We start from the raw sequence: 13,721 nt of genomic DNA, 5'->3' as shown, positions 1-13,721 counted from the left end.
AATTCTTCCCCGCCTTTCATTCCGGATGCGCCTGCCCGCCGACCGACTTCTCCCACCGGGCGAGGCGCCGGGCCAGCCGCGCCAAATCCTCCTTGCCTTCGTCTTCCAGGTGTCGGGCCAAAGACAGGAAGATCGAGGGAAGGGCGTCCGTCTCCCGCCGTCTCCCATCATGCAGGAAAACCTCAAGATTCTCCCTTATGGACGTCAGAGCACCTTCATCCTTCCTTTCACAGGCCATGACTCCATAAGCCAGGAGTACCGGGACCTTGCAACATCCGTTGCGGACGATCCGCCCGAAGATTTCGAAAGCCTCATCTTTCCTGTTCTCGCGCCACAGAAGGTTCGCAAGGTGAATGGCCGCCCCCTCCGCTCCCCCGTCCATCCTCAGGGCTTTTCGCCAGCACTGTTCAGCCCTTTGGGGGTCACCGATGCGGTCCCAAACCACGCCCCACTGCTCCCAGCCCGAAGCCGTCAGTCCCCCGAGGCTCAAGGCCCGCTCAAAGGCCATGGCCCCCAAGCGGTAGCGGCCGGTTTCCGCGGCCAGGATTCCCGCGATCTCCCAGGCTTCTTTCCTGTCTACGGGGTCGGAAAGCGACCGGATCTGGTCCAAAGCCTGATCCCGGCGTCCTGAACAAAAGAGGCTGAGGGCGATCCGGGCGACCACATCCGTTCTGCGAAGCTTGGGAGAAGGAAGGACGGTAGGGGTCTGTTTGTCCGGGTCCACCCGGGCAAAGAATTGCAAGGCATCCTCGTGCGCGTTCAGGGATTGGTAAAACGCCCCGATCCGAAAAAGGGTGAGAGGGTCCGGATCGGGCTCACAGGACAGCTTGGCCAATAGGCGTCGAGCGTCGCCTCTTCTTTCCAAGCCGAGCATTTCCTGGACCAGAAAGAGCTGTGCATCCAGCCGGAAGGTCCTGAGCGTCTCCGCCTCACGGCCGTGCGCATGAAAGGACCTTTTTTCCAAGTCCCGGAGCGCCCGGCCCATGTGGTCGATGGCCGCATGGCGATTTCCTATGTGGCTGAAGGACATCGCCAGATAATAATGGAGCGTGGCGTCGTCCCTGCCCGCCTCGCATTCCATCTGGAGGAGTCGAATGTTGCGGTTTATCTTTCGACCCAGCAAAACCGGGTCGTCATAACCATGGTGGGTGACGACGATGTCCACATTGACCGGTATGAGTTCATCCTGCACCCGATCCCAGTCAATGCTTTCGTGGATCCGCCCCTTGAACCGCACATCCTGCCGATTCGGGATGCAGCGGATCTGCATCAGGGAACGAAAAGGAGCTCCGTTTCGGATGTCGTGCAGCTCAAAGGCGAACGCCCTCCGGCCGTCGAACTCCCGCTTAAGGGCATTGATCTTGGCGGCGTTGAGGGCGTCCACCCGATCATCGGCATCCATCCAAAGGCAGTAGGCACCACCGGCCTTCTCCAGGGAGAAATTTCGGGCGGCTGAAAAATCATCGTGCCATGTGCAGTGGTAGACATGAGGTGTGAAAGAGAGGGCCAGGTTGGGCGTTCCGTCCGTGGATCCGGTGTCGACGACGATGATTTCATCGGCGAAGGCGGTAAAGGATTCCAGCGCTTCGCGAATATTGGACGCTTCGTTCTTGACGATCATGCACACGGACAGGGAGTGCGGAACATTTGCCATTCAGGAAAACCTCGTAAACCGGGAGCGACAGCCCCATTCCAGGGCGCTACGCGGGGATTGCCCGTCGAACCCTTTCGCCCTATGGGCCGCCTATGGGGCGGCGGATGCCGTGCCGTCCCGGCGGTATGAACGCAACAGGCGAGCGGCCATGGTCTCGCGGCCCAAGCGGACCCAAACGGCAGCCAGGCGTCTCCTCACCTCCAGGTTCCCGGGATCCTTTTCCAGGAGGGCATCCAGCGCTGCGGCCGCCTTCTCATAGTTTCCCGACTTGATGTGGCAGACCGCCAGGGCGTCCAGGACATGGGGAGGCACATGAGCGTTTTGCGCAATGCGCTCTAAAGCCCGTACCAGAGGGCCGATCCGCGAGGATTCAAAACACCGCTCCACCAGCAAGGCAAAGGTCTGCTCTGCGTTCTCGTTCAGGAAAAAGGACGCACCCGCCTCACTTAAAACGGCCAGGGCGTCGTCGAGGCGGCCCAATTGGAGAAGCCCATAGGTCCAGGGGGCTCCAATCTGCTGCCAGGAAGCGCCCAGCACCTTGGCATGATCGAAGTGGGCAACCGCGGAACGGAAAGACTCCAGGGCGAGAGCCGTCAGGCCCTGCAAGGTGAGGGCGGCCGCATCCGATCCACCGGATCGGGCCAGCCTCTGCAGAAACTGATGCGCCAACGGATAACTTCTTGTTTCATAGGCACTGCGGGCCACGGCCCAGAGGAGTTCCTTTTCTCCGTAAGAATGCTCCAGGCTGATGTCGCTGCGCCTTCTCTCCAGAGGAAGCCTTTGGAACTGATAGGCACTCTGCAAGAGAGGAAGTGCCTCGGCAAATCTTTTCTGGTTGTAGAGGGCGATCCCCAGAAACATCTTGGCGGTGTGCTGCTGCGGGGTGATGGCGAGGGAGCGCCGGGCCCACTTTTCAGCTTCCCCATAGTTGCAGCGATGCAGCTGATGGTAGGCCAGCATGTTCGCCACCAGGCACTCCATATTGGGCGTCTCGGGCCCGAGCTCATAAGCCCTTTGCAGGTGGTGGAAGCTTCCCTCGAAGTCCTCCTTCCCGACCAGCGTCATCCCGATGTAGTAGTGCACGTAGGAGTTGTTCGGGTCTCGTTCTAATTGGGCTTTGAGCAGTTCCAGGTTCCGATCCAGCTTCCTTTGCAGTTCGGCATCCGTAACGGCGTACCCCCAGTGCCGAATGGCCACAGGGGATCGTTCAATGCGGGCATTTTGCCGAAGCAGCCAGTCCCCGACGCTCTCGTGGGCCTTTCCCTCGAATCGGATCCCCTCCAGTTTCCGGAAAAAGCGCACGGCATAATGGGCCGTGAAAGAACCGTCCAACCGCATGTTTTGGACCGGCACCAGATAGGCCTCCGCGGTCCCCGAATCCGCCATTTGCTTCAGGGTCGATCCGTCCGGAGCCTGCAGCAGCTCTTCGTCGGCGTCCAGCCACAACACCCAGCCGCCCGAGGCGTGATCCAGCGACACATTCCGGGCGGCGGAAAAATCACCGTTCCAGGGGTGCGTCAACACTCTGGCGCCATACTGAGAGGCCACCTCCACCGTTCGGTCCGACGAGCCGGTGTCCACCACGATGATCTCATCCACCTGCCCTTGGACGCTTTCCAGGCACCGGGGGAGGTTTTTCTCCTCGTTTTTAACAATCATGCAAAGAGATATGAGCGGTCTACCCACCCAGACCACCTCCGGAACACACCGCGCACGGCTCTTCATCTTCTTCCGGCGTTTCCCGGAGCCGTTGACGAACATCGGCAAGGGCCTCCGCCACCTCTTGGTTGTCTTCATCCAATGCCTGAGCCTGTTCCAGCAAGGCCAAGGCATCCTGCATCTGGTTCAGGCCCATGTGCAGCAGGGCGAGTTGCTGATAGCCTTCCACGTTTTCGGGATCCACTCGCACGGCCCGGGCCAACGCCTCGGCGGCCCCCTGAAGGTCTCCCGCCTCCGCGAGCCGTCTCCCCATCTCCACGTACACCGCAGCCACTCCCGAATCCAAATGGTCGGGTTTCCAGGACTGCGCACCCTGGCGTACCAATTCCCTGTACTCACCCCACACATCCGTATCGTCGGGATGTGCCGACAGATAGATCTCCAGCAGTTGGGAAGCCGTCTCGCAGTGGCCGGCCGCGCCAAGGGCCCTTGCGGCATTGCACAGGATTTCCCCATCCGTGGGAGCCAGATCCAAGGCCCTGTCGAAACAAGCCAGGGCGGCATTCAGATCCCCTTCCTGCCAGGCCAAAACTCCCAGGTTGTTGTGGGCCTTCGCATTGCCGGGGTCTTTTTCCAGGGCCATTTCGAAACAGGTGCGCGCCCTTTCCATGTTCCCCTTTTCAAACTCCTCCTCACCCAGCCCGACCAACAGGGCGGCCGCCGACGCTCCGCTGTCATTTGGTTGACACGGCCTTGCTTCCCCGATCTCAGCGCTCTGCAGCCGGTCCATATACTCCTTCACATCCCCATCCCAGGGGTTTCGCTGCAGGTAGCTTTCAAGAACTTGGAGTGCATCCTCCCGGCGTCCGGCTTCCCAGAAGACCTGAACGCAATCCTTGATCACTTCCCCATCATCCGGGTCAAGCTGGAGCGCCCTTTCCAGGGTCTCGGCCCCCTCCTGCCTTTCCCCACTCTTCCACAGGGCATAGCCCAACTTGCCGATGGCCCTGGTGTCGAAAGGCCGCCGTTCCACCATCGGTCGAAGCAGGGAGATCGCCTCGTCCCAGCGGCCGGATTCCATGGAATGAAGAACCTTGCCCAGATCTGCACTCATCTGGCCCACCTCTATCATGTCTGACTCCTCTCCCGGTGACTCGGATTGGGTTTCACGTCCACCTCTGTCTGGCCCAAGAGTTAGCAAGATGGATACCAAGGCAAGGCACCGTCCGCCGCCCATGCAGACATGGCCGGATTTCAGGCCTTGGTTCCTGGGCGGAGCTGACCGCGGAGCCGAAAGAAAACAACGGCTTCGGCAATCAATGTGGCTGGAGCCTGGCGACCGGCTGCCCAACGATGTGTCGAATCCTCTCTAGAACCTGATCCGTTACTCTTTGCCAGCTGTAATGACAATGGGCGTGCTCAGCCGCCTTCTCGGCCTCTTCCCGGGCTTCGTCACGGTGTTCGTAAACGTGCCGCAGGAGCCGCTGCAGGTGCCTCTCGTCCGGCTCCAGGACCCATCCGGCTCCCCCGGCGAAGTTGACGGCAGGCGTGGTGAGGCTTCGGCGAGTGGCTTTGATCCGATAAGCGAAGCGCGGCAGGCAGAAGTCGTCCGTCGCTCCGCCTTCCGTTACGATCACAGGCAGGCCGCAGGCCATGGCTTCCAAAACGGGCATGGCGAATCCTTCGCCACGATACGGATGGACCAGACAGTCACACGCCCTGTACAAACCGGGCATTGAACGTTCATCGAGGTCATCGGAAACATATAAAATCTCCGGTCCCGTCGGGTCCCCCTGTATTTCCTTGATGGTCTCCACCGCCCCTTGCCCCTTGTAAAAGGAGTCTTGGCCGAAGTCTTTGATGACAAGCGCCACATCGTCCGAATGCCGGAAGACGCTTCGGTACGCTGCGAGCAGCACATCGATCCCTTTGCGCCAGATGGTTCCTCCCACAAACAAGAACTTGAAGCGCTTCCGGGTGTCCAAGGGGAGGGCCTGCACGTCGGGCCTGAAGATATCAGGGTTCACACCGTTCGGGACGACATGGACCCGTTCGGCTGGAACACCGCTGGATACATAGGTCTTCCACACATGCCTGCTGGGAACCCATATTTCGTCGACAAGAGTGCTCATCGGCCTCACCCATTCACGCGGCAACCGACCGTATTCCCACGGCTGGATGATGACCCAGTGGCCGCGTTCGGGCGGGGAAAAATTGGGCGGCCATTCGTGTCTTATGTGTACACAACGACTCATACCGATATGTCGATGAAAGCACTGGACAAGCCTCTTGATCTTGCCGTCATCTTCCGGTTCAAGCTGGCGGGGATCATTGGGATGAATGGACAGGGACACACCCTCCCGTTCCATGAGGCAGAGGCAAAGCTCTCTGTTGATGTTGGCCAATGAGCTGTAGATGAGCTGAGGACCCTCCCATATCACTTCGATGCGATCGGTTTCCTCCGGGAGATGCCCCACCCCCTTCGGTCCGCCCCCCCCCTTTTTCAAACTGCACGTTATCTCTTCCAGGCGCTTCAGGGCCTCTCCTGCGGCCATCTGCCAGTTCCACTTTTGGACCACGTCTTGGCGGGCCCTGGCACCCTTCAATCGCGCTTCATGGGGATGATCATACACTCGGCGCAGGAGGGTCATTAGGCTGGCGAGGGAAGGCGCCGCCCAGCAGTGGCCGTGATAAAATCCGATTTCCATCTGTCCCCCCACCCCCTCCAGGCCCTCAATGTCCACTAGGTAAGAATTGTCGGAATTCATGAAGGCCAGATTCCCGCCCCAGCGGGTCCCGATGACCGGCAGACCGCAAGCCATGGCCTCCATGTACGGTCGCCCCCAGCCCTCTCCCCGTGAAGGGAGTACGAAAGCATCCGCCGAGGCGTAAAGCCGTGGCATGGCATGCGCCGGGATCTGCGTTCCCAGCACAATGATGGGAGCCACATCGCGGGGGGACTTGCCCAGGTCTCGGCGGAGGAAACGATCAATCCAGCCCTGGATGATTTGCTCCACATTCCCGGAATCCAGGGCGTTGATGGGATAAGTTCTCAGGATCAGGCATACATCCTCGTTGGGCGAAAACGCTTCCGCCCAGGCTTTCAGCAGCAGGTCCCAGCCCTTCCGGTGCGTCCACTCGAAAACGGACAGGAAGGCAAAACCGCGCCGGCCGGGGATGGACAGCGGCCTGAGGCCGGGCCTGAAAAATTCCGAGTCAATGCCCTGCGGCACCACATGAACCGGAACGCGCACACCACTTCGGCGGAATGTTTCCACATTGAACGCCGTGGGCACCCAGATCTCATCCATCCGGTTGCACGCCTCAACCCATGGGGGAGGGATGCGATCCGTTTCGAAAACCGTTCGGCCGATATTGTAGAGGGCCTTCTCATCGGGACAGAAGGCATAGGCCGGCAGGTGGGTCACGCTAAGGTATTCGTCGGACAGGGGTTGTTTCTGAAGTCTCCCGAAAAGCTGTCGGTCCTCATGGCTCATGCCCCTCACAAACTCTTCCGAAAATCGACCCGCCGGCTCCACACGAAGAGGCCAGAAACGTTGCACGGTCTTGATCAGATGGCGCGCCTCATCACCGTAGCCGCTGGGATCGTAAACGGGCGCTTTCCAGAAAACCACCGGCCTGCACCCGGGCAAGACGGCTTTCATTCTCGGCCCCTCCTTCTTGTGGCCTCAACCGGTCCTCGTCATCAGGAAGTGATCCACGAGAGCCTGGACAGGAACCAATGGGCCGATTGTTCCATGTTCCAATGTCTCACCACGTGCCGCCTGGCCTCATGCCCCCGTCGGCGGGCTTCGGTCTTGTGGTCAAAAACCCGCCTCATCAGCTCCGCCGTGTGAGAAACGGAAGGCTCGGCCAATTTCTGGTCGCCGGTGTAATAGGTGCTTTCTGACGTCAACCGGCCGTTCACCGGCAGCAAGTCCTCCACGTCGATCAGAAAACTGTTGGCGTCATTCATGAAGTCGAGATGCCCGCCCCAGCGGGTGGCTATGACGGGCAGCCCCATGGCCATGGCCTCCAGGTAGGGCAGGCCGAAGCCCTCGCCCCTGGAAGGCAGCACAAAGGCATCCGCGGCGGCGTAGAGCGAGGGCATGAGATGTTCGGGAATGAACTTGTCGATCAGGATGATCGGAGGGGTCTCCTGTGGATTCAGCCCCAAGCTCCGAATATAATCCTCGATGCGATCTCTGATGGGCGGTTGTTGGATCCTGTAAGGATAGGTCCTGAGAATAAGGCAGACATCATCCTGGGGCGAAAAAGCCGACAGGTACGCACGCAGGAGAATATCCCAGCCCTTTCGGTAGGTCCATTGAAATACGGAAAGGAAGGCGAAATCCCTTCGGTTTCCTATGTAAAGGGGAGAGACACGGAGAGGGTCAAAGGCGTCCGCGTCAATGCCCGTGGGAAACACGTGGATCCTCTCCGCATCCACGCCCCCCCGCGCAAAGGTTTCCTCGTTGAAGGTGCTGGGCACCCAGACTTCATCCATGCGGTTGCAGGCCTCCGCCCAACCGGGGGGCAGTCTGTCGGTCTCGAAGGTTGCCAATCCCACATAGGTGCGAAAACCTGGATTTGCCTCGCGCCAGGCGGCGAAGACATCCGATCCGTCCTCCAAAGAGGGAACACCGAAACACAGGTAGGCTCCTTGGCCGACCGGCTTGCGCATGAGATCCCGCCACAGGGCGACCTCCGATGGAGTCAGATGGCGGATAAATCGCTTGTCCGCCGTTGTGGGCTGGACGGACACAGGAATCCCCGTTTGCTGCAAGGCCGCGATAATTCGTCGAGCGTGGGATGCATGTCCGCTGAAACTGAGAACCTGACTCTGCCACCTGATTCCCCGAAGGGTCTTGGCACTTGCCGTGCCGCATGCCTCAACCCGGCCCGTCCTGCGCGGAGAGGGCGAGAGCCCGTTCTTCTTCCCCAAGGGAGCGCGGGCGTTGAGCACTTGACCCCATCTTTCATGGAATTTCCTATAGCTTTGGTTATTTAGCCTATCAACCACACATTGATTGGGTGACGACTTGCCCTCGAAATGAATCACCACGCTCTCGGGACAATAGATGACTCTTTTCCCCAGACTTCGGACCTTCAGGTTCAGATCCACATCTTCAAAGTACATGTAATAGGACTCATCAAAGCCCCCCACTTTCTCAAAAAGGCTTTTACTGATGAGCAGGCAGGCTCCGGTCACTGCATCCATCTCTCTCCGCTGATTCACTTGGGGGGCGGTCAAGGGCACCCCTCGCCAAAGATGAACGGGCCATGGATAACGAACGCCCCCTGATTCAATCCAGCGAAAACCTATTCCGGCGTGTTGTATCGTCCCGTCAGGATAAAGCAGTTTGGCGCCGACAATACCCGCCCGTTCCTCTCTCGTGTGGGCATCGACAAGGGCCTCAAGCCAACCCGGGAGCACCACGGTGTCGTTGTTCAGGAAAACCAAGAGCGTGCCGCGCGCGTGCCGTGCGCCCACATTGCATGCTTTGGCGAATCCGTGATTGTGTTCCAGATGAACAACCCTGAGGAACGGATGGCGCTTTCTTGCCTCATCAAGAAAACACTCCGTTCCATCCGCAGATCCATTGTTTACAACCACCACCTCGAAAGACACCTTAGCAGAAGCGCACCGGGCAATGGACCTCAGGCATTTGTCTGTGTATTCCCATTGATTGTGAACCGGTATCACGATCGAGCACAGGGAAGCTTCAGGGTTCTTTCCCCCGGAAAACAGCCGGGAGGATTTGCCGGGGACACCGCCCATGGAATCCCCCACACCCGCCTCTTCAGGCTGGGTACGCGGAGTCCGAAGCCGGCCACCGTTTCCGACTGGGGTTTCGGAAAGAGGAACTGACCACACACGCCCCAAATCTTGCTGCGTGACACATCGTCCCCGTGATGAACCTGAGTCCTCGGCAGGGCAAGCCAGTTTTTCGGCGTTCTCTCTTAATCTTTCATAGAGGTCAATGACGTGGGCCATCCCGCTGGGGATATCCGTCCTGCATCTCTGATGATTATGATGTCTTAAATCCGTTCGGACAGTCCGGATGGCTTCCAGCATCCTTCTGCGAGGGACAGATATCTTGGCCCACCGAAACAAAGCAAATAGGACATCGTAAGGTTTTTTCAAAGCATTGTCGTATTCCAAGAAATAAAAGGAATCGTCCAACTCCTGGTACAACTTCATGTTATACACATACCACAACTGCATCCCTCGGACCAGGTCCAGGCCGTTGCGGCGCTTTAGACTCTGGGCCACCTCCAGAGGGTGCCGGAGCGGCACCACGACTTTCACTTCAGGAGCAATCGTCCTCCAGAATCGAAGGGTGAGAGAGTTTCGAGGGTCCTTCCATCCTGAAAAGAAGCGCACCCTCAGTGGTGCAAGGAGGCGCTTCGCCTCGCAGCGGATCGGCTCCAGATGAACGCTGTGAACCCAGTTTTCGCCCATGTCGGGAGGATCCATCCAAGACCCACCCAGAGATGCCAGAAGCCGGTCATTGAGCTCCACAAAGCCTTTGTTTTCCCAGAAACCTTCCGGATTGTCCGGCTGGGGAGGTAGGAGGTTGCCTTGTCTTCCCAAGTACATCCCGGAAACGTGGAGAAGGCGGGTGATCATTGATGTCCCGGATCGATGCATCCCGGCGATACAAAACAGCATGGTCAGTGGCTCCCATTATCTTCGCGCCCGAATATTAAGAGTTCAACGGTCAGCGAGGGAGAAAATCTGATTCAAATACTGAATATCCTCTTGACTCAGCTCCTCGCGGAACCCTCCTATCTTCCCTTTCCGTACTTTTGGTGCATTGTTTCTCGGCTTGAGCCAGGGATGAGGAAAGACCTTGGATTGCTCCAGGCGTTTCATCTTTGCAAACTCCGCATTTTCCACGGCTTCCGAAATCGCATTCCCGGGCACGCTGAATCCATAATAGTCAAGCACCCTTGCAATCACGGATTGCATATCCTGGTGGCACTCTTCGTAAGTTATTTTTAAGAACCCAAACCGTTCAACCATATGATTCCATATATTTCGGTATCTTTCTAAATTCTGTGCCCCAAAATAAGGGTCTCGAATAAAGTCTGAGATCGAGCCTGTGTAGTTGAAAAACTCTTTGAACCGGCCGCTGATCTGCGCATAAAGACTGACCATAATGTCTCTGGGATCCCGCTCCAAATAGACAAGACAGTCGACACATGCGTAGCGTCTGATGCGCTTCTCAACGTCGAAGTCATGAGGCGGGCAGGATCCATCGTTGAACTCAAATCCGTCATGATGAAACACTATCTGGTTATCAACCTTTAGTTGATTCAATATATAGCGCACCCAGGTGCGCCCAGATTTCGGATAGGAGACAAAATGCCTTGACAATGGACGTGTCCTCCTAGAGCTGCTTGCCCACTTTTCATAGATTTTGAGCTCTCCCATGCCCGGCCATTTTGCCCCGCCCGCCCCGCTCCCCGGGACCGGGCGAAAACCTTCGGCTAAAAGTCGATCTTCCAGGGCATCTTCAATGTAAAGTTCGTCAGTCGTACGGATCGCGAAATACCGGGAAGCCAGTTTGAGAAGTCCGAGAAAGGCTTTCATGCGAGAGTGCGCAGGCAGGTGGTGATGAACTCCCAAATAGAGAACGATGTCATAGTGGTCCTGCAAGAGATCCTGATGGCTTTCACAAAATTTGTCCCAATCGGACAGATCCCCGCATCTGAAATGCCCGTTATCCCATTCTGCGCAGATGGCCTGCGCAATGGCGACTCTGCTGGGATCCAGCTCGAAACCGTGAACACTTCCCGCACCTCTTTTGAGGAACTCCCTTGCGATAACCCCTTCCGCCGCCCCCACGTCGATGACGCTGAGGCCGGAAGCCCGGGCCAACAGAGGTTCAAGACCCGAAAGCCTCTGGGAAACAGGCCATTTTCCATAAAGGCCGCTTGAGGGGTCGTGCGTGTAGTGGCTACGCCCGTCATGGCGGATCAAACGCAGCAATTGGCGGGAGTACCGCTCCCATCTATAGGATGAAATGACCTTCCGCGCGGATTCACTCAACAGTCGGCACAAGTGGGGATCCTTCTGCAGCCGCAGGACACCGTCGGCAATGGCTACAGGGTTCGGTCGTCCAATCACCAGGGCCGTTTCGCCGTGACGGGCAACACCGCTGGTGCCGTGGGGGGTGCACACCACGGGAGTACCGCTTGCCATGGCCTCGGCCACTAGGTTGGACCAACCGGCATGGGTCTCCGTCATGACCACGCAGTCAACCATATGGTAGAATTTAAAAAGGTCCTCGTTGACAAGTTCCCCCAGGAGCCTCAAACGCCCTTGGCGGATCAGTCCAGCATGCCGCTGGGCCACCCCGTGACAATCCTCTCCGTAGAGCCAAAGCGAAGTATGGGCAGGCAGGTATTGAAGGGCGGCAACAAGCGGCTCGGGGTTTTTGGAAGCTAGGCCGCCGATAATCCACTTGCCGGGCTCCAGGGGGTGAGACCTGTAGGTCGGGGGATGGAAAGAACATGTGTCGATGCCCCCCAAGAGGACGTGAAATCGATCTCCACCGAAGTCTGTAAATGATCCGACAGACCATTGGTCATTGTTGAAGATCACCACATGCGGACGGAAGTGTTGGTTGACCATTTTGAAGTGGAGACGCCTAGATTGGTCGTTGAGTATATGCTGCACTCTGGTTCCGAAGTTTTCTTTCTGGAAGACCGAAAAGCCCCTGATGACCTCCTCGTCAAACCCGGCACCCGGAACCATGACGGCATCCCACCGCAGGTGCAAGGCTTGCTCCAGGGAAAGAACGGGCAGGACGGGGTTCCATTTCCAGGTATCTCGCCTGGTACCGGCCAGGTCCACATAGGCGACTTCATGCCCCCAGTTGCGGAGAACGGTCCCTACTCGCTCGAACCTCAGCAAGCCTCCGTTGAGCGTGAACCCGGAACAGACAACCAGAAGACGCTGCGGGACAGACGGAACTCCGTCCGAGGCGTCCAGATCGTGCCTTATCTTGCGAATAACGGTTATCTTCCCCTCGGTCTCAACATAGCGGAACCGGCCTGTCTCCAGGATTTCGTCAATCACTTGAGACGGTCCGCAATCGGGATCGGTGGAATCGTCAAAGGCAATAACCCCTCCCGGCAGGACGTGAGGCTCCCAACATTGAAAGTCCCTTTTGACACTTTCGTATCTGTGGTCGCCGTCCACGAATAGAAGGCCTATGGGTTCGCGCCAGCACGGGCCCGCCTGCTCGCTGCTGAGATTCACCAGGGCGACTTCGGCGAAGGCCCCGGTGGCCACCATTACACGGTAAAAGGCCCCCCGGTCTTCCGGTCCGAATCGGCCTCCATAATAACCCCTGAACTCTTGATGTGGCTCAATACAGTAGATCTGGGGCTTGGGGTCCCGAGGATTCCTTCGCACACCCAGTGCAAGCGCAACGGCGGACTTCCCCCTGAAAGAGCCGATCTCAACAATGCAGCCTTCGAGCACATTGGAAGCCAGTCGGCCAAGAAGACCACATTCCTGGGGGGTCACACCCCCCTCCAGATCGGAAAATAGATCCATCGCGGCTTGTTCATGTCTTTCAACGTTTGCAGCCATCGCCAGTCCAGGCCTCCTTGAACGTTGGTGGAGGGAAACCGCACCATTGCCTTGATTCGGGCGCGAAGTTGTCGCCCCAGAAATTCCTTTTCAAACGTGTGGACACAAGGTGCCTATACCCACGGCAGCGAACAAGCAAACTTGGTGCCATTTAGCGCGGTGCAGCGGGTATCCCGCTCTCCCGGCTTCCCGACAAGGATTCCCCCGCGTTCTGCCCCTCGACTCCCCCGCAAAGGAACAGCCAACACCTTAGAGCTTCTGGCCGCCAAGGATTTGCCACCCTTGTAAATGCCTCCTGAAAGAGATCCTCAAGCACTCGTCGAAGGGGGTAATGACAGAAAAACAGCGCTGAAATCGTGCAAAAGGGATCCAGAACCCTTCTTTCAGTGGGTCAAGACGTGTGTCACTTGCTATAGCTTTAGAGTATGATTTTTAGTATCGTGCAGGGCAGAAGGCTGCGACATCAGCCCAGCAGACGGAGGCGCCCCACGTTCCAGGCTTGAGCAAAAAGGGCACACAGGCTATCCAGTGGGAAAGTGAATGAAAACGTTCCCGGGCTGGGCAGGCCGTCTGGCCCGCAAGCCCAGCCGCCAACGGGAGGAAAGAAGCAACGAGGTGGTGGCCCGCAAGCGCGCCCATTTCGCAGCGAGACACATGGGGCACCACCACAGTCAAATTCGTGACAAGGGGCGGCCCTCTCCGCGCCGGGATGGACTGTTGAAGAAGAGGCATTGGACGGAGCATCCGCCGGCACGCAAGGGACGAAAGGCGCTCCGCGTGGATGAAAAAGCATAGCAG

Annotated in this window: 6 protein-coding genes; all 6 read right to left on the bottom strand. The window is 58.1% G+C overall.

All coding sequences use genetic code 11. The annotated features are described in order from the left end of the window. Positions 1-16 precede the first annotated feature (16 nt). Complete coding sequence (locus BUB04_RS11300; protein WP_073039546.1) at positions 17-1,654, bottom strand: glycosyltransferase; 1,638 nt, start codon at positions 1,652-1,654, stop codon at positions 17-19. A gap of 90 nt (positions 1,655-1,744) precedes the next feature. Next, positions 1,745-3,340, bottom strand: coding sequence for a TPR domain-containing glycosyltransferase (locus tag BUB04_RS11295; protein ID WP_178371973.1), 1,596 nt, complete (start codon positions 3,338-3,340; stop codon positions 1,745-1,747). Continuing rightward, positions 3,333-4,445 carry a tetratricopeptide repeat protein gene (locus BUB04_RS11290; RefSeq protein ID WP_073039542.1) on the bottom strand — a complete coding sequence of 371 codons (1,113 nt, stop codon included), beginning with the start codon at positions 4,443-4,445 and terminating at the stop codon, positions 3,333-3,335. Before BUB04_RS11290 ends, BUB04_RS11295 begins: the two co-directional genes overlap by 8 nt. Before the next feature lie 184 nt (positions 4,446-4,629). Further along, positions 4,630-6,978 (bottom strand): glycosyltransferase, encoded by a 2,349-nt coding sequence (locus BUB04_RS11285; RefSeq protein ID WP_073039540.1) that lies wholly within the window; start codon positions 6,976-6,978, stop codon positions 4,630-4,632. A gap of 41 nt (positions 6,979-7,019) precedes the next feature. Next, positions 7,020-9,989 carry a glycosyltransferase gene (locus BUB04_RS11280; RefSeq protein WP_073039537.1) on the bottom strand — a complete coding sequence of 990 codons (2,970 nt, stop codon included), beginning with the start codon at positions 9,987-9,989 and terminating at the stop codon, positions 7,020-7,022. Positions 9,990-10,031: 42 nt separating this feature from the next. Beyond that, positions 10,032-12,923 carry a class I SAM-dependent methyltransferase gene (locus BUB04_RS11275; protein WP_073039536.1) on the bottom strand — a complete coding sequence of 964 codons (2,892 nt, stop codon included), beginning with the start codon at positions 12,921-12,923 and terminating at the stop codon, positions 10,032-10,034. Positions 12,924-13,721: the final 798 nt, after the last annotated feature.

Source organism: Desulfacinum infernum DSM 9756 (genome assembly GCF_900129305.1).
In the GTDB taxonomy this organism is placed as follows: domain Bacteria; phylum Desulfobacterota; class Syntrophobacteria; order Syntrophobacterales; family DSM-9756; genus Desulfacinum; species Desulfacinum infernum.
Note: the sequence above shows the minus strand (reverse complement) of the source record. Positions and strands in the feature narration are given on the sequence as shown.

Excerpts from the sequence above, each read along its gene's own strand:
- BUB04_RS11275 (WP_073039536.1), bottom strand. The coding sequence starts at position 12,923 with ATGGCTGCAAACGTTGAAAGACATGAACAAGCCGCGATGGATCTATTT.
- BUB04_RS11300 (WP_073039546.1), bottom strand. The coding sequence starts at position 1,654 with ATGGCAAATGTTCCGCACTCCCTGTCCGTGTGCATGATCGTCAAGAAC.
- BUB04_RS11290 (WP_073039542.1), bottom strand. The coding sequence starts at position 4,445 with ATGATAGAGGTGGGCCAGATGAGTGCAGATCTGGGCAAGGTTCTTCAT.
- BUB04_RS11280 (WP_073039537.1), bottom strand. The coding sequence starts at position 9,989 with ATGCTGTTTTGTATCGCCGGGATGCATCGATCCGGGACATCAATGATC.
- BUB04_RS11285 (WP_073039540.1), bottom strand. The coding sequence starts at position 6,978 with ATGAAAGCCGTCTTGCCCGGGTGCAGGCCGGTGGTTTTCTGGAAAGCG.